The sequence below is a fragment of the Cellulosimicrobium sp. 72-3 genome (assembly GCF_013127315.1).
In the GTDB taxonomy this organism is placed as follows: domain Bacteria; phylum Actinomycetota; class Actinomycetes; order Actinomycetales; family Cellulomonadaceae; genus Cellulosimicrobium; species Cellulosimicrobium funkei.
This window is the reverse complement of sequence record NZ_CP053419.1, coordinates 3,552,359-3,569,123: the sequence shown is the minus strand read 5'-3', so window position 1 is coordinate 3,569,123 and position 16,765 is coordinate 3,552,359. Positions and strand designations below refer to the sequence as shown.

Sequence of the window (16,765 nt, the reverse complement as noted above, 5' to 3'; positions counted from 1 at the left end):
CCGGCGGGGCGACGACCCGAGGAGAGACCGATGAACGTTCGCACCCGCACGTCGTACGCCGTCGCCGGCATCGCCACGCTCGCCGTGCTCGGCCTGTCCGCGTGCAGCTCGGACTCGGACACGGGGTCCGACTCGACGACGACCGACTCCCAGTCCGACACCATGACGGACGACTCGACGTCCGACGACATGACCGACGACTCGACCGAGGGCTCGGACGACATGGCGGCCGACCCCGCCGCGAACCTCGTGGGCCCCGGCTGTGCCGCCTACGCGGAGCAGGTGCCCGACGGCGCCGGGTCGATCACGGGCATGTCGACCGACCCCGTCGCCGTGGCGGCGTCGAACAACCCGCTGCTCACGACGCTCACCGCGGCCGTCTCGGGTGAGCTCAACCCGGACGTCGACCTCGTCGACACGCTCAACGGCGGCGAGTTCACCGTGTTCGCCCCCGTCGACGACGCGTTCGCGAAGATCGACGCCGCGACGCTCGACTCGCTGAAGACGGACTCCGACACGCTGACGAAGATCCTCACGTACCACGTGGTGCCCGGCCAGCTCACGCCCGACCAGGTCGTCGGCGAGCACGAGACCGTCGAGGGCGGCACGGTCGAGGTGACCGGCTCGGGCGACGAGCTCATGGTCAACGACGCGGCCGTCGTGTGCGGTGGCGTGATGACGCAGAACGCGACCGTGTACCTCGTCGACTCGGTGCTCATGCCGACCATGTGACCCTCCCGGCGCGTCCAGAAGCGGGCGCGCGGTGGGCCCGCGAGAGCGGGTCCCGACGGCCCCGACCGGACGGTCGGGGCCGTCGTCGTGCGCCCGGCGACGTGCGCTCGGCGCGTGGCGGACCCATCCGCGAGGGCCGCCGGTCCGAACCCCGGGCATGGAGACGCTCATCGTCATCGGCCTGCTCGGCGGACTCATCACGGGGATCTCGCCGTGCATCCTGCCCATGCTGCCCGTCATCTTCTTCGCGGGCGGCGTGCAGGGCGCGCGCACGGGGGAGGCGCCGTCGGGCACCGCGGAGACCGGGTCGGGCGGCGTCTCCCCGGGGTTGTTCGCGGGCGTCCCGGACGCCGTCCGCGTCGGCGGTCGCCCGGCCGGGGCGCTGCGTGGCCGGGGTGGCCCGGTCGCCGCGCAGGAGACCGGGGCGCGCGAGGTCGCGGCGCGGCCGACGCGCGGCGGGACGCTCGCCCTCGACCTGTCGACGGGGGACGCGGAGCCCACTACCCCGGCCGACGGCGGGCCCGGGCGCCGCGCGTCGCGGCGGGCCGCGCGCCGCTCGTGGCGCCCCTACCTCGTCATCGCGGGCCTGGTCCTCAGCTTCAGCGTCTTCACTCTCCTCGGCTCCCTCCTGCTGACCGCGCTCGGGCTCCCGCAGGACCTGCTGCGCTGGGCGGGCATCGTCCTCCTCGTCGCGATCGGCGTCGGGATGATCGTGCCGCGCGTCGAGGAGGTCCTGGAGCGGCCGTTCCGGCGCGTCGCGGCGCTCGGGGCACGGCGCGGCGCTGCCCGCCAGGACCGCGGGGCGTTCGTGCTCGGCCTCGGCCTCGGCGTGCTGTACGTGCCGTGCGCCGGTCCCGTCCTCGCGGCGATCACCGTCGCCGGGGCCACGGGGAACATCGGCCCGGGCACCGTCGCCCTCACGGTGTCGTTCGCGGTCGGGGCGGCGATCCCGCTCCTGGTCTTCGCGCTCGCGGGGCGCCGCGTCGCGGAGCGGGTCCGCGGGTTCCAGCGGCACACGCGCGGCATCCGCGTCACGGGCGGCGTCGTGATGATCGCGCTCGCGGGCGCGCTCGCGCTCAACCTCCCCGCCGCCCTCCAGCGCGCCCTGCCTGACTACACGGGCGCGCTCCAGCAGCGGGTCGACGAGAACGACGCCGTGCGCGAGGCGCTCGACCTCGGCGGGCTCGTCACCGACGAGAACCGCGAGCTGTCGAACTGCTCGAACGGCGCGCCCGTGCTGGAGGACTGCGGCACCGCCCCGGAGCTGCGCGGCATCGACACGTGGCTCAACACCCCGGGCGGCGAGGCGCTGACGCTCGAGGGGCTGCGCGGCAAGGTCGTGCTCGTGGACTTCTGGACCTACTCCTGCATCAACTGCCAGCGCGCGATCCCGCACGTCAACGCCTGGTACGACCGGTACCGCGACGTCGGCGCGGGGTTCGAGGTCGTCGGGGTGCACACGCCCGAGTTCGCGTTCGAGCGCGAGACGCGCAACGTCGTCGCGGGTGCGCAGGGCCTCGGCGTCACCTACCCCGTGGCCCAGGACAACGCGTACGCGACCTGGACGGCCTACCGGAACCGCTACTGGCCCGCGCAGTACCTCGTCGACGCCGACGGGACCGTGCGCCACATCCGCTTCGGGGAGGGCGGGTACGAGGACACCGAACGCCTGGTGCGCGAGCTCCTCGAGGACGCGAACCCGGGCGTGGAGCTGCCCGAGCCCACCGCCGTCGGCGACACCACCCCGCAGGACGAGACGACGCCCGAGACGTACTTCTCCATCAAGCGCGTCGTCAACTACGCGGGCGAGCCGCGCTACGCCGCGGGGCAGCAGGACTTCACGCTCGCCGACGACCAGCGGCAGGACACGTTCTCGCTCGGCGGCACGTGGGACGTCGACTTCCAGGGCGCGACCGCCGTGTCCGACGACGCGCGCGTGCGCCTCGCGTACCGCTCGACCGACGTGTTCACGGTGCTCGGCGGCGAGGGCACCGTCAGGGCCCGTGTCACGACGGACGGGCGGACCACGACCCGCGAGATCGACGTGTCCGGCAGCCCGACGCTCTACCGCGTCCTGGAGGGCGACGGCCCGACGGAGGGGATCGTCGAGCTCGACGTCCCGCCCGGCGTCCAGGTGTTCACCGCGACGTTCGGGTGACGCGTCAGCTCGCGAGCTCCCGCGCGGGCGTCCACGACCCGATCGTCGCGGACCCGCCGCCGAGCAGGTCGAGGCCGTCCCCGACGCCGGGGATCCCCGCGAGCCCGACGACCGACTCGGGGTCTCCCGGGTGCGGGGCCACGAGCAGCGTCGTGACGAGCGGCGGGTCGTCCGCCGTCGACCCGCCGCGCCACGAGAGCGCGGCCCAGGCGGTGGCGCCCGGCGCGAGGGTGATCAGGGCGAGGCCGTCGTCGTCCGGCTCGAGGAGCACGTCCGTCTCCGAGCCGTCGTCGGCGACGAAGCGGACCGCGGGCGCGCCCGCGAGGACGCACTCCGCGGTGCCGTCGTTGCGGGCCGTGACGGTGAGGAACCGGCGCCCCGCCGCGGCGTCGAACCCGAGGGCTCCGAGCGTGAGGTCGCCGGGCGCGCACGCGCCCGCGGGGCGCGTCCCGGTCGTCGGTGCGGCGGCTCCCGCGACGAACCCGGAGCGCGTCGCGGACGCACCGCCGTCGGTCGAGCCGTGGACCTGGTACGCGAGCACGGGGCCGGGGTAGGCCGCGCCGTCGAGCGTGCGCGCGACCACGGCGGCGTCGCCCGAGGTGATCACCGTGAGCAGGGGGTCCTGCGGGAACGTGTCGCGGGCGGCTTCGTGCACGACCTGCGTCACGCCGGGTTCCGCGGCGACGTCGGCCAGGAGCGTGAGCAGGGCGTCGTCGGGGACGGTGAGCCCGTCGCCGTCGTAGGTGCCGACGCCGGAGCCCTCGACGCCGAGGCTCGTCAGCCCCCGGCCCTCGGCACGGACGAGCGCGGCGACGCCGACGAGGTCGTCGGCCGTGCCGACGTCGACCGACGCGGACCCCGGCGACAGGAACACGCGGCGCACGGGGTCGTGGGCGACGAGGCGCACGGCGTCGGCCACGGCGTCGGCCCCGAGGAGCTCGGGGCGGGGCTCCCCGGTGGCCGGGTCGATGCCGCGGTCGGTGTCCGCGCCCGGGCCGTGCGCGACGGCGAACGTCGCGCCGCCCGCGCCCGTGCCCTCGACGCGGAGCGACCAGGCACCACCGCCGGGCACGGCGGCGACGATCGCGCTCGCGTCGTCGGCGGTGCGCTGCGCCTCCTCAGGCGTCGGCAGCGGGGTGACCAGCGTGACGCGCGCGGACTCGCCCGCGGTCCCCAGGGCCTCCACGGCCGCGACGCCGGGCAGCGCCCGCAGCCGTGCCGCGACGGCCTCGCGGTCGCTCTCGGGAGAGGCTGGCGCGGGCGTCGCACCGGGAGCGGGGGTCGTCGGGCCGACCGACGAGGTGGCCGGGGCGGGCTGCTCGGCCGCGGTGCGCAGCGCCGCCGGCCCGACGACGGCGGCGACCACCGCGAGGACGCCGCCCACGCCCGCGGCGGCCACCGCGACGAGGGGGCCGCGCCGTCGTGCCCGTGGCGGGGCCGTCCCGGTGCCGGGGTCGGTGGCGGGCTCGGGGGAGGGTGTGCCGTCGTCGTCCACGGCCGTGACCGTACCGGTCGCCGCCACCGCGCGGGGTGGCGCGCCGACGTCCTCCCCAGGGTCCGCCCGGCGTCTTCACCGTGCCAGGGCCTACCCGGGGCGACGCGCGGGGGAAGCGGTCTTTTCGGCGCATCGCCGGACGAGCCGGGCGCGTACCGACCGCGCGCTTTTACCAGGACTCCTGCTGACGGGCAACATCTGGCATGATCCGGCCATGACAGTGCGGACGGCTGCGGAGCTCGCTGCGGTCGACGACCCGGCGTGGCCGACGCTCTCGCGCATGCTGGGTCGCGGCGGCGTCGAGGTCGTGCCCGCGCCCGCCTGGTCGCTCGAGGTCCTCTACCGGCTCCAGGTCACCGTCCGCTCGACCCTCGGCGCGCTCGCCCTGCACACCGGCGGGGTCCTCGTCGACGGCGGCTGGCTCCGGATCATCGGCGGGGGCGGGGCCGGGCTGCCGGACCTCGCGACCGTCAACGGCCTCGGCGAGCCGGGCGAGGACAGCGTCGCGCCGTCCGTCCTCGTCGTCGCGTACGACGTGCTCGGCGGCACGTTCGCGATCAACGGCGGCGGGCTCCCCGGCCCGCTCGGCAACGTCCACTACTTCGCGCCCGGATCGCTCTCCTGGCTCGACCTCGGGTTCGGCCAGGCGGCGTTCCTCGAGTGGTCCGTGAGCGGGGGGACCGCTGAGTTCTACGCGCCCGTGCGCTGGCCCGGCTGGTACGACGAGATCGGCACCGTGCGGCTCGACGAGGGGCTGAGCGTCTACCCGCCCCTGTGGTCGGAGGAGGGGCGCGACGTCGCGCGGTCGTCGCGCACCCCGGTGCCGCTCGGCGAGCTCGTGGACTGGCACTTCGAGATGGCGGAGCGCATGGCCCCGGTCGACGACTACGTGCGCGACGCCGACGAGCACCTCGACGGCTACGGCGCCTGGCCCACCGACGGCTACCGCCCCTGAGCCCCGGTCACGCCCTGGGTCACGCCGGGTCCGCGTCGAGGAGGTCGGCGCGCACCGTCCTCAGCTTGTCGGGGTTGCGCACGAAGTCGAGCGCCGCGACCCGCCCCCCGACGACCGTGAACGCGATCACCGTGAGCACCCCGGTCCCGTCGCGCAGGAGCAGCCCGGGCGCGCCGTTGACGTCGACCGCGCGCACGGCCTCGGGCGGCCGGCGCAGGTAGCTGAGCAGCACGGGACCTGCCGTCCCCGCCCCGCGCACGGTGTGCCGCAGCGCCCGGACCTTGCCGCCGCCGTCGGCCCGCAGCACCACGTCGGGGTCGAGCACCGCGAGCAGGGCCGGCAGGTCGGCGTCCGAGCAGGCCGCGACGAACGCCTCGACGGCGCGCGCCTGCTCGGCGCGCGTCGCGGTCCCGCGCGGCCGCCCCGCCTCCACGTCCTTGCGGGCTCGCGCCGCGAGCTGGCGGACGGCGGCGGGCGAGCGCCCGACGACGTCGCCCACCTCGTCGAACGGCAGCCCGAACACGTCGTGGAGCACGAACGCGACGCGCTGCGCGGGGGAGAGGCGCTCGAGCACGACGAGGAGGGCCATGCTCACCTCCTCGTCGAGCGTCACGCGGTCGGCCGGGTCCGTCGCGTCGACGGCGCCCGCGGCGCCCGGCGACGCGGCGCCCGGGGTCGTCACGACAGGCTCCGGCAGCCACGTCCCGACGTAGCGCTCGCGGCGCGCCCGCGCGCTCCCGAGCACGTCGAGCGCGAGCCGCCCGACCGTCGTCGTCAGCCAGGCCGCGAGGTTGCGGATCGAGCCCGCGTCCTGGGTGCGCAGCCGCAGCCACGCGTCCTGGACGCAGTCCTCGGCGTCGGACCAGGAGCCGGTCGTCGTGTACGCGAGCCGCAGGAGGCGGGGGCGCTCGACCTCGAACGCGCGCGCGAGGTCGTCCGCGGCCGGGCCGGTCACCGGGCCGCCGCCCGCTCGGCGCGCTGCGCGGCGAGCCAGTCCCGGAAGGTCGTGGTGCCGCGCACGTCGGGGTGCGGGTCGGTGAGGCCGCCGGCGCGCAGCGCGCGACCGAGCGCGCCGGGGAGGGGCACCCGGACGGGGACGGCGCGCGAGCCGGTGACGTCGCGCCAGGCGCGCGCCGCGTCCCGCAGGTCGACCACCTCGGGACCCGCGACGGTCGTGGTGCCGCCGAGCGGGTCGCGCACGGCGGCGTCGGCGACGGCGGCGCCGACCTCGGCGGCAGCGACCGGCTGGACCGGCGCGCGCAGCAGCGGCACGACGCCCCGGCGCGCCGCGGCCCCGAGCGCCCCGGCGACGAGCTCGTGGAACTGGGTCGCGGCGACGACCGTCCACGGCACGCCCCCGTCCGCGACCTCGCGCTCCTGCGCGACCTTGGCGGCGTAGTAGGTCATCGGCACATCGTGGCACCCCACCACCGACACGAGCACGTGGTGCCGCACCTCCGCGGCGCGCTCGGCGGCGAGCAGGCGCCGCGTGCCGTCGACGACCGCCGCGCGCACGTGCCGCAGCGACGTCGCGGTGTTGCTCGCGTCGACCACGACGTCGACGCCGTCGAGCGCCGCCGCGAGCCCTGCGCCCGTCGTGAGGTCGACGGGATGCTCCCGCGCGTGCCTGCTCAGCGCCCGCACCTCGTGGCCGCGCGCGGCCAGCCCTGCCACGACGTGCCGACCGACGGTCCCCGTCCCACCCACCACAGCGATCCTCATACCCGGACGACGACGCGGCGCCCGCCGATGTGACATCCCAGCCGCGTCGAGAGTTGTATACAAGTGCGCAGGACGTGTGGCACGATGGTCGGGTGACGACGACGCCCGAGCTGCGCACCGCCGTCGGGCCGTCCTCGGCGCCCGGCGACGCGGGCCTCGCGCGCCGCCAGTCCGGGGCCCGCGCGGTCTACGACCTGCTGCGCGGCCGCATCATCGACGGCTCCCTCGCGCCCGACGCGCGGCTCACCGAGCCCGTGCTCTCCGCCGAGCTCGGCGTCTCGCGGACCCCGGTGCGCGAGGCGCTGCGGCTGCTCCAGGCCGAGGCGCTCGTCGTCGAGCTGCCCACCGGGGGAGTGCGCGTCGCGCCGCTCGACCTCGCCGACGCGCGGCGCGTCTACGACGTGCGCGCCCGCCTCGAGGGCCTCCTCGCCCGGGACGCGTGCGAGCGCGCCACGCCCGACGACGTCGCGCGGCTCGCGCGCCTCGTGACGCTCATGGACGCGGTGCGCGACCACGAGGACGAGGTGCTGCGCATCGGCGCCCAGTTCCACGGCGAGATCGAGGCGCTCGCCGACAACCGCTGGGGGTCGGCGCTCCTGCGCCAGATCCGCGGCCACGTCGACCGGTACCGCGCGCTCGCCGCGCGCCGCCGTGTCGGCACCACCGACCACGTCGACGAGCACCGCGCCGTCGCCGACGCCATCGCGAGCCGCGACGCCGCCGCCGCCGAGGCGGCGATGCGCGCCCACATCGAGCGCAGCGCCGCCCTCGCCGAGCAGTCGCTGCGCGGCGCGGGGTCGGCGACCGACGACCTCCCCTGACCACCGCCCACCGCACGACGGAGACACCGATGCCGTACACCCACCACCTGCGCGTCTACCCCAGCGCGGAGCCGCTCGACCGCACCGACCAGCTCGCGTGGAAGCTCGCCGAGCTCGCGACCGACCCGGTGGAGGTCACGCCCGAGGTCGTCGACATGGTCGTCAACCGGGTCATCGACAACGCGGCCGTCGCCGCGGCCAGCCTCACGCGCGGCCCCGCGATCGCGGCGCGCGGCCAGGCGCTCGCGCACCCCTACACCCCGGGGTCGACGGTGTTCGGCTGCGACCTCACCACCCGCACGAGCCCCGAGTGGGCGGCCTGGGCGAACGGCGTCGCGGTGCGCGAGCTCGACTTCCACGACACGTTCCTCGCCGCCGAGTACTCCCACCCGGGCGACAACATCCCGCCGATCCTCGCCGTCGCGCAGCACGCCGGGTCCGACGGCGCCGCCGTCGTCCGGGCGATCGCGACCGGCTACGAGATCCAGGTCGACCTCGTGCGCGCGATCAGCCTGCACCGGCACAAGATCGACCACGTCGCGCACCTCGGGCCGTCGGCCGCCGCGGGCATCGGGACGCTGCTCGGCCTCGACACCGAGACGGTGTTCCAGGCGATCGGCCAGGCCCTGCACACGACGACGGCCACCCGCCAGTCGCGCAAGGGCCAGATCTCGACGTGGAAGGCGCACGCCCCGGCGTTCGCGGGCAAGGTCGCGGTCGAGGCCGTCGACCGCGCGATGCGCGGCCAGACGTCGCCCGAGCCGATCTACGAGGGCGAGGACGGCGTCGTCGCGTGGCTGCTCGACGGCCCGGACGCGGCGTACGACGTCGTGCTCCCGGCCCCCGGCGAGCCGAAGACGGGGATCCTCGACACGTACACCAAGGAGCACTCCGCGGAGTACCAGTCGCAGGCGCTCATCGACCTCGCCCGCGCGCTGCACGACGAGCACCCGTGGCTCGCCGACCCCGAGAACGTCGCGTCGATCGTCATCCACACGAGCCACCACACCCACTACGTCATCGGCTCCGGCGCGAACGACCCGCAGAAGTACGACCCGACGGCGTCGCGCGAGACGCTCGACCACTCGATCCCCTACATCTTCGCGGTCGCGCTGCAGGACGGCGGCTGGCACCACGTCGACTCGTACGCCCCTGAGCGCGCGGGCCGCCCCGACACCGTCGCGCTGTGGGCCAAGGTCACGACGGCCGAGGACCCCGAGTGGACGCGCCGCTACCACTCGACCGACCCGGCCGAGAAGGCGTTCGGTGGGCGCGTGGAGATCGAGCTGGCCGACGGCGGCCGCCTCGTCCGCGAGATCGCGGTCGCCGACGCGCACCCGCTCGGCGCGCGGCCGTTCGGGCGCGAGCAGTACGTGCAGAAGTTCCGCACGCTCGCGGCCGGCGTCCTCGAGGACGCCGAGATCGAGCGCTTCCTCGACCTCGCGCAGCGGCTCCCGGAGCTCACGGCCGCGGAGGTGCGCGAGCTGACGATCGTCGGGCGGCCCGGTCTGCTCGACTCGGTGCCGACGCCGACCGGCCTGTTCGAGCTCGGTCGCGACGACGCCCCCGCGCACCCCGAGGTCGAGGGCGACGGGTTCACCATGCACGAGGCCGACGAGACCACCGAGGGAGAGGCGCGCTGATGCTGTACAGCCAGGTGACGCCGTCGGACAAGCGGCGCGCGTTCCGCGCGGCGCTCGACGCCGCGGCGACCACGGGGGAGCCGCTGCGGCTCCCGGGCGCGTTCAACCCGCTGTCCGCGCGCCTGATCCAGGACAAGGGCTTCGAGGGCGTGTACGTGTCGGGGGCCGTGCTGTCGGCCGACCTCGGCCTGCCCGACATCGGCCTCACGACCCTCACCGAGGTCGCGGGGCGATCGCAGCAGATCGCGCGCGTCACCGACCTGCCCGCGCTCGTCGACGCCGACACCGGCTTCGGCGAGCCGATGAACGTCGCGCGCACCGTCCAGGCGCTCGAGGACGCGGGCGTCGCGGGCGCGCACGTCGAGGACCAGGTCAACCCCAAGCGGTGCGGCCACCTCGACGGCAAGGAGGTCGTCGGGCTCGACGAGGCGGCGAAGCGCGTGCGGGCGGCCGCCGACGCGCGCCGCGACCCCGGCTTCCTGATCATGGCGCGCACCGACGTCCGCGGCACGATCCCCGGCGACGCCGGGCTGCGCGCCGCGATCGACCGCGCCAAGGCGCTCGTCGACGCGGGCGCCGACGCGATCTTCCCCGAGGCGATGAAGGACCTGTCGGAGTTCGAGGCCGTCGCGTCGGCCGTGGACGTGCCCGTGCTCGCCAACATGACCGAGTTCGGCAAGTCCGAGCTCTTCACGCGCCGTCAGCTCGGCGACGCCGGCGTGCGGCTGATCATCTACCCCGTCACGCTCCTGCGGGTCGCGATGGGCGCCACCGAGCGTGCGCTCGACGAGATCGCCGAGACCGGCACCCAGGCGGGGCAGGTCGAGGGGATGCAGACGCGCGCGCGCCTCTACGAGCTGCTCGACTACGCCGCCTACAACACCTTCGACGAGGGCATCTTCACCTACCGGCCCTGACGACCGGCCGGTGCCGCGCGCCCGTCGGCCGCGGCACCGGCATCTCCCCGCGACCCGTGCTGCACGAAGGAGTGACCGCATGACCACCACCGCACCGACCACCGACGCGCCCGAGATCCGCAAGGGCCTCGCGGGCGTCGTCGTCGACGTCACCGCGATCTCGAAGGTCAACCCCGAGACGAACTCGCTCCTGTACCGCGGCTACCCGGTGCAGGACCTCGCCGCCCGCCGCAGCTTTGAGGAGGTCGCGTACCTCCTGTGGCACGGCGAGCTGCCCACGCCGGAGCAGCTCGCCGAGCAGACCGCCGTCGAGCGGGCGCACCGCGCGCTGCCCGGCCACGTGCGCAACGCGATCCTCGAGCTCCCGACGACGTGCCACCCCATGGACGTCGTCCGCACCGCGATCTCCCAGCTCGGCGCGCACGACCCCGACGCCGAGGACTCCTCGCCCGAGGCCGAGCAGGCCAAGGCGGTCCGCCTGTGGGCCGTGCTGCCCGCCGCGGTCGCGCTCGACCAGCGTCGTCGCCGCGGCCTCCAGCTCGTCGAGCCGCGCGACGACCTCTCCTACGCCGAGAACTTCCTGTGGATGACGTTCGGCGAGGAGCCCGAGCCCGCCGTCGTGCGCGCGTTCGAGGTGTCGATGGTGCTGTACGCCGAGCACTCGTTCAACGCGTCCACGTTCACGGCGCGCGTCATCACGTCCACGCTGTCCGACCTGCACTCCGCCGTGACGGGCGCCGTCGGCGCGCTCAAGGGCCCGCTCCACGGCGGCGCGAACGAGGCCGTCATGGCGACGTTCGCCGAGATCGGCACCGCCGACCGCGCCGCCGCGTGGCTCGACGACGCGCTCGCCCACAAGCGCAAGATCATGGGCTTCGGGCACCGCGTCTACAAGCACGGCGACTCGCGCGTCCCCACCATGCGCGCGACGCTCGACGACCTCGTCGAGCACTACGGCCGCCCGGACCTCCTCGAGCTCTACACCGCGCTCGAGACCGCGATGACCGAGCGGAAGAACATCCTGCCGAACCTCGACTACCCGGCCGGCCCGGCGTACCACCTCATGGGCTTCGACACCCCGATGTTCACGCCGCTGTTCGTCGCGTCGCGCGTGGTCGGCTGGACCGCGCACGTCATGGAGCAGCGCGCCGCGAACGCCCTCATCCGCCCGCTCAGCCAGTACGTCGGCCCGGAGCAGCGCGACCTCCCCTGACTCTGCCCCTGACTCTGCCCCTGACTCTGCCCCTGACTCCCGGCCCTGACTCCCGGCCCTGCGCCGAACAGGTGGTCCTGGCGCGTCCCGTCCCCCGGACGGACCGGGACCACCTGCTCGGACCGCCGGGATCGCCTGGTCGGCCGACGGAGGGGGTCAGCCGACGAACGACTCCAGCTCGGCGCGGTCGGGCGGGCCGTCGCGGTGGATGAGGGCCTCGATCTCCTCCATGCGGTCCCAGACGTTGACGGCCATACCGGCCTCGACGCGGCCGTCCTGGAGCCAGAACGCGACGAGCTCGCGGTCCGGGACGGAGCCGGAGACCACGACCTCGTCGTAGGCGTCCGGGCCGGCGACGAAGCCGAGGTACTCCATGCCGACGTCGTACTGATCGGAGAAGAAGTACGGCAGCTCGGGGTAGGGGTCGGTCGCGCCGAGCATCGCGCGCGCGGCGTGCGGGCCCTGGTGGAGGGCGGTCGCCCAGTGCTCGACGCGCAGCGACCGCCCGTAGCGTGCCGAGGGCACGCTGGCGACGTCACCCGCGACGAAGACGTCCGGGTCGGTGGTCTGGAGGGTCGCCGACGCGACGACGCCACCCGTCGCCGAGTCGAGGGCGAGCCCGGCGTCCCGCGCGAGCCCGACGTTCGGGACCGCACCCACGGCGACGAGCACGACGTCCGCGTCGACGTGGGTGCCGTCGGCGAGGTCCACCCCCGTGGCCCGACGACCGTCGCCGGAGATGCCCGTGACCTGCGCGCGGCGGTGGAGGTGCACCCCGTGGTCGGCGTGGACCTGCCCGTACAGCTCACCCATCTCGGGCCCCAGCACGCGCTCGAGCGGGTGGGTCCCGAGCCCGATCACCGTGACGTCCAGGCCGAGCGTGCGGGCGGACGCCGCGACCTCCAGCCCGATCCAGCCGTCGCCGACGACCGCCAGCCGCCCGACGCCGTCGTCCCGGGCCGCGCGCAGCGCCGCAGCCAGGGCGTCGCTGTCGTCGAGCGTCCGCAGCTCGTGCACCCCGGCCAGGTCGCCGCCGGGCAGGGGGATCCGGCGCGGGTCCGAACCGGTCGCGAGCAGCAGCTTCTCGTACGACAGCGCGCGGCCGTCGTCGAGCGTCACGCGCCGCCCGGCGAGGTCGAGCGCGGTCGCCGCCGTCCCGGTGCGCAGCTCGACGTCGTGCGTGGCGTACCAGTCCGCCGCGAGCGGGAACACCGCCTCGCGCTCGGCCTCGCCGCGCAGGTAGTCCTTGGACAGCGGCGGCCGCTCGTACGGGCGGTGCGGCTCGCGCGCGACGACGGTGATCCCGCCGTCGTAGCCTTCTGCGCGCAGCGTCTCGACGGCCTTCGCCGCGGCGAGCCCTCCTCCGACGACGACGTGACGTCCAGCGCTCATGGCGACCTCCGCGGTGGTTCGGGACAGCGGGACGGCCTCAGTCTCGCGCGAACCGGGTCGCACCGCCGGGGGAGCGGCGGGCGCGAGAACGACGAGAGGCCCGGGATCCTCGCGGATCCCGGGCCTCTCGGCTGGTCGGGGTGACAGGATTTGAACCTGCGACCTCTTCGTCCCGAACGAAGCGCGCTACCAAGCTGCGCCACACCCCGGTTGCTGGCCTACGTGACGGTCGACGAGGAAACCTCGTCTTCCCCGCAGGAAGCCTGCCCAGAATAGCCGACGAAGTGCCGTGCCACGAAACCCGATCCCTGCCACCCCGACGACACCCCCCTCGACACCCCGACCCGCGCCCGTCGAGCACGGGGTCGGCGACCGGAAACTCGGGATCGCGGTCGCTGACCCCGTGCTCGGCGGAGCGGTGGGGAAAGGGGGAGCCGTCAGCGCGACGTCAGGGTGAGCAGCGTCGCCTCGGGGCGGCACGCGAACCGGACCGGCGCGTAGGGCGACGTCCCAGCGCCGGCGGAGACGTGCAGCCACGTCGAGTCCTGGCCGCCCGCGCCGTCGGGGCGGGGGCCCGGCCAGCCGTGCAGGCCCTTGGCCCGCTTGCGGTCGATGTCGCAGTTGGTCACGAGCGCGCCGAACCCGGGGACGCAGAGCTGCCCGCCGTGGGTGTGGCCCGCGAGGACGAGCTCCGCGCCGTCGTCGTGCATCCGGTCCAGGACCCGCCGGTACGGCGCGTGCGTGACCCCGAGCCGGAGCACGCCGCCCTCCGGCGGAGCGGCCGGGGCCTGCGACGCGGGCGCGGGGAAGACGTCGCGGTCGAGGTGCGGGTCGTCGACGCCCACGAGGTCGAGGCGGACGCCGCCGACGTCGAGGACGTCACGACGGTTCGTGAGGTCGACCCACCCGGCGCCGCGCATCGCGCCGGCCATCTCGGCCGCGGGCAGGAGGCGGGGCTGCGACGCGAACGGCAGCCGCGCGTCGGGCAGGAGGTAGCGCGCCGGGTTCTTCGGGACCGGCGCGAAGTAGTCGTTCGAGCCCAGGACGAACGCGCCGGGCACCGCCAGGAGCGGGGCGAGCGCGTCGAGCAGCGGCTCGAGCGCGTCGACGTGCGCGAGGTTGTCCCCGGTGTCGACGACGAGGTCGGGCTCGAGCTCGGCGAGCGAGCGCACCCACTCGATCTTGCGCTGCTGGGTCGGGACGAGGTGCAGGTCGGAGACGTGCAGCACCCGCAGGTCGCGCGAGCCGGGCGGCAGGACGGGGACGGTCGCCTCGCGGAGCGTGAAGAGCTTCGTCTCCACGTGCGCGTACGCGACGCCCGCCACGCCGACGGCGGCCAGCGCCCCGAGCCCGCGCAGGGCCCGGCGCGCCCCGTCGGCGCTCAGCCGTTCCCCCCGCCGCCGAGGCCCTCCAGCCACGCGCCGAGGTCGCTCTCGCGGCCCGCGCCGTTGCTGCGGTCGCCGCGGTCGCCCCGGCCGTCGGCCTCGCTGTCGGGCTGGTCGTCGTCGGGCTCGTCGCCACCCGGCTGCTGACCGCCCTGGTCACCGCCGTCCTGGCCGCCCTCGGGCGTCGACGGGGTGCGCGGCGGGGGCTTGGGGGCGTTGACGCGGCCCCAGTCCGGCTCGGCGAACCCGGGGGCGGGCTGACCGGCGAGGATCTGGTTCATGTAGTCGCGCCACGTCGGGGCGGCGAGGCTCGACCCGTACCAGTACGGACGCGTCTTGCCGTTGATGGTGAAGCGGCCGTTCATCTCGACGTCGTTCTCGGCGTTGCCGATCCACACGGCCGTGGCGACCTGCGGCGTGTAGCCGATGAACCACGTGTGCTTGTTGAGGTTCGCGGTACCGGTCTTGCCCGCGGCCGGACGGCCGTCGGCGAGCGCGTTGCCGCGGCCCGAGCCCTGGGTGAGCACCTGCTGGAGCGCGTACGTGACCGTGTTGGCGACCGCGGGGTCGATGGCCCCGGGCTGGCAGTTCGCCGACGGGACGGGCAGCTCCTCGCCGTCGCCCGCGACCACCTTCGTGATCGCGATCGGCTGGCAGTACGTGCCGCCCGCGGCGAACGTCGCGTACGCGGCGGCCATGTGCATCGGCGACGAGTTCTGGGTGCCGAGGATCATCGACGGCACGATCTCGATGTCGGTCTTGTCCTTCGACGACGGCGTGAAACCGGCCGCCTTCGCGGTGTTCGCGACGCCGCAGAGGTCGAGCTGGGAGGCGATGGTCGTGTAGGCGGTGTTGACCGAGTTGTAGGTCGCCTTGAGCACCGTCATCGAGCCGCTGCCCGGGCCGTCGGAGTTCGCGGGCGTCCACGGGTCGTTGCCGAGACGCTTGCAGCTCGCGTGGAAGTCCCGGCTGCCGATCCAGGTGCGCTTGTTCGCGTTGACCGTGTCGTAGAGCGAGTGCCCCTCCTTGAGCCACTCGGCGAGGACGAACGGCTTCCAGGTGGAGCCGGGCGAGAACCCGCGCGATCCGCCGTGCGCCTCGTCGGTGCTGTAGTTCACGGCCGTCGTGTTGGGGGCGGGGTCCTGCGTGTTGTCGAACGCGCGGTTCTGCGCCATCGCGAGGATCTTGCCCGTCCCCGGCTCGATCGACACGATCGCGTCCTCGATCTGGCTCGGGTCGTCCGCCGGGACCGCAGCCGCCGCGTGCTGCTCCGCGGCCGCCTGCATGTTCGGGTCGAGCGTCGTGTAGATGTCCAGCCCGCCGCGGTACAGCAGCGCCTCGCGCTCGGCCTTCGTCTCGCCGAACACCGGGTCCGACATGATGACCTTCGTGACGTAGTCGCAGAAGAACGCGGAGCCGCCGGACGCCTGGCAGCCCGCCTCGAGCGGCTGGATGGCGAGCGTGTCCGAGATGGGGGTGGCCAGCCCGGCGTCGTACTCCTCCTTGGTGATGTACCCCTGCTGGTACATCGTGTTGAGGACGACGTTGCGGCGGTTCTGGGCCTTCTCCGGGTCGGCCGTCGGGTCGTACGTGGACGGCGCCTTGGTGATCCCGGCGATCGTGGCCGCCTGGAGGTAGTTCAGGTCCTTCGCCGAGACGCCGAAGTAGTGCCGTGCCGCCGTCTCGACGCCGTACACGGAGCGCCCGAACTGCGCGATGTTGAGGTAGCCCTGGAGGATCTCCTCCTTGCCCATCTTCTTCTCGAGCGAGATGGCGAGCTTCGCCTCGCGCGCCTTGCGCCCGAGCGTGTCGGCCTTGGCCTCGTGCTGCGCCATGACGTCGCCGTCGCGCACGGCCTGCTCGATGAGGACGTTCTTCACGTACTGCTGCGTCAGCGTCGAGGCGCCCTGCGTCGAGCCGCCCGTGAGGTTGTTGACGAACGCGCGCGGGATGCCCTCGACGTCGACCCCGCCGTGCTCCCAGAAGCGCTTGTCCTCGATCGCGATGACCGCGTTCTTCATGGGCTCGGAGACCTGGTCCAGCGGGACGACGATGCGGTTCTCCGTGTAGAACGTCGCGAGCCGCGTCGTGCCGTCGTTCGCGTAAATGCGCGACTGCTCGGACAGCGGGCCCGGCTCGAGGTCGGCCGGCAGCTCGTCGAACACCTCGACCGCGGTGTCCGTCGCCGTGTTCGCCCCGGCGGCCAGCGGCACGAGGAGCCCGGCCGCGAGCACGCCGCCGACGCCGGAGACCAGCACGAACGCCAGGAAGAGGGCGACGAGCTGGTACGCGTTGATCTGCCGGCCGCGAGGACGCACAGGGGAAGCCATGG

At 74.8% G+C, this 16,765-nt stretch carries 12 protein-coding genes, 1 tRNA gene and 1 pseudogene; 7 read left to right on the top strand and 7 right to left on the bottom strand.

Annotated features, from left to right (window positions below):
- Positions 1-30 precede the first annotated feature (30 nt).
- Complete coding sequence (locus HKK73_RS15925; RefSeq protein ID WP_043654406.1) at positions 31-732, top strand: fasciclin domain-containing protein; 702 nt, start codon at positions 31-33, stop codon at positions 730-732.
- A 157-nt stretch (positions 733-889) separates the two neighbouring features.
- Positions 890-2,890: a cytochrome c biogenesis protein DipZ gene (locus tag HKK73_RS15920; protein WP_171468374.1), complete on the top strand. Its 2,001-nt coding sequence runs from the start codon at positions 890-892 to the stop codon at positions 2,888-2,890.
- A 4-nt stretch (positions 2,891-2,894) separates the two neighbouring features.
- Here the strand turns inward: HKK73_RS15920 and HKK73_RS15915 are convergent, their stop codons facing one another.
- Positions 2,895-4,385 carry a DUF4232 domain-containing protein gene (locus tag HKK73_RS15915; protein WP_171468373.1) on the bottom strand — a complete coding sequence of 497 codons (1,491 nt, stop codon included), beginning with the start codon at positions 4,383-4,385 and terminating at the stop codon, positions 2,895-2,897.
- Positions 4,386-4,599: 214 nt separating this feature from the next.
- Between HKK73_RS15915 and HKK73_RS15910 the strand changes: the two genes are divergently transcribed.
- Positions 4,600-5,340 (top strand): DUF2625 family protein, encoded by a 741-nt coding sequence (locus HKK73_RS15910; protein WP_081600369.1) that lies wholly within the window; start codon positions 4,600-4,602, stop codon positions 5,338-5,340.
- Positions 5,341-5,359: 19 nt separating this feature from the next.
- Here the strand turns inward: HKK73_RS15910 and sigJ are convergent, their stop codons facing one another.
- Together sigJ and HKK73_RS15900 are read right to left on the bottom strand one after the other, a co-directional pair.
- Positions 5,360-6,295 carry an RNA polymerase sigma factor SigJ gene (sigJ, locus tag HKK73_RS15905; protein ID WP_171468372.1) on the bottom strand — a complete coding sequence of 312 codons (936 nt, stop codon included), beginning with the start codon at positions 6,293-6,295 and terminating at the stop codon, positions 5,360-5,362.
- A complete protein-coding gene (locus HKK73_RS15900) occupies positions 6,292-7,062 on the bottom strand; it encodes an SDR family oxidoreductase (RefSeq protein WP_171468371.1) in 771 nt (256 codons plus the stop codon). The genes sigJ and HKK73_RS15900 overlap by 4 nt, the downstream gene beginning before the upstream one ends.
- Before the next feature lie 92 nt (positions 7,063-7,154).
- Here HKK73_RS15900 and HKK73_RS15895 point away from each other — a divergent pair, with 92 nt between their 5' ends.
- The 4 genes and pseudogenes from HKK73_RS15895 to HKK73_RS15880 all read left to right on the top strand — a co-directional run bounded on the left by HKK73_RS15895 (position 7,155) and on the right by HKK73_RS15880 (position 11,656).
- The gene (locus HKK73_RS15895; protein ID WP_171468370.1) at positions 7,155-7,883 is read left to right on the top strand and encodes a GntR family transcriptional regulator; all 729 of its coding nucleotides are present in this window, start codon (positions 7,155-7,157) and stop codon (positions 7,881-7,883) included.
- 29 nt (positions 7,884-7,912) lie between these two features.
- A pseudogene (locus tag HKK73_RS15890) lies at positions 7,913-9,427 on the top strand (MmgE/PrpD family protein); the annotation flags it as partial.
- A gap of 98 nt (positions 9,428-9,525) precedes the next feature.
- The gene (gene prpB / locus HKK73_RS15885; RefSeq protein WP_024841711.1) at positions 9,526-10,443 is read left to right on the top strand and encodes a methylisocitrate lyase; all 918 of its coding nucleotides are present in this window, start codon (positions 9,526-9,528) and stop codon (positions 10,441-10,443) included.
- 79 nt (positions 10,444-10,522) lie between these two features.
- Entirely contained in the window at positions 10,523-11,656 is a 1,134-nt protein-coding gene (locus HKK73_RS15880) for a bifunctional 2-methylcitrate synthase/citrate synthase (protein ID WP_171468368.1), read from the top strand.
- 156 nt (positions 11,657-11,812) lie between these two features.
- Here the strand turns inward: HKK73_RS15880 and HKK73_RS15875 are convergent, their stop codons facing one another.
- The 4 genes from HKK73_RS15875 to HKK73_RS15860 all read right to left on the bottom strand — a co-directional run bounded on the left by HKK73_RS15875 (position 11,813) and on the right by HKK73_RS15860 (position 16,763).
- A complete protein-coding gene (locus tag HKK73_RS15875; protein WP_043654710.1) occupies positions 11,813-13,048 on the bottom strand; it encodes an NAD(P)/FAD-dependent oxidoreductase in 1,236 nt (411 codons plus the stop codon).
- A gap of 132 nt (positions 13,049-13,180) precedes the next feature.
- Positions 13,181-13,257 (bottom strand) — tRNA-Pro (locus tag HKK73_RS15870).
- A 228-nt stretch (positions 13,258-13,485) separates the two neighbouring features.
- Positions 13,486-14,466 carry a metallophosphoesterase gene (locus HKK73_RS15865; protein ID WP_369824946.1) on the bottom strand — a complete coding sequence of 327 codons (981 nt, stop codon included), beginning with the start codon at positions 14,464-14,466 and terminating at the stop codon, positions 13,486-13,488.
- Complete coding sequence (locus HKK73_RS15860; RefSeq protein ID WP_085387317.1) at positions 14,430-16,763, bottom strand: transglycosylase domain-containing protein; 2,334 nt, start codon at positions 16,761-16,763, stop codon at positions 14,430-14,432. The genes HKK73_RS15865 and HKK73_RS15860 overlap by 37 nt, the downstream gene beginning before the upstream one ends.
- Between the last annotated feature and the right edge of the window lie 2 nt (positions 16,764-16,765).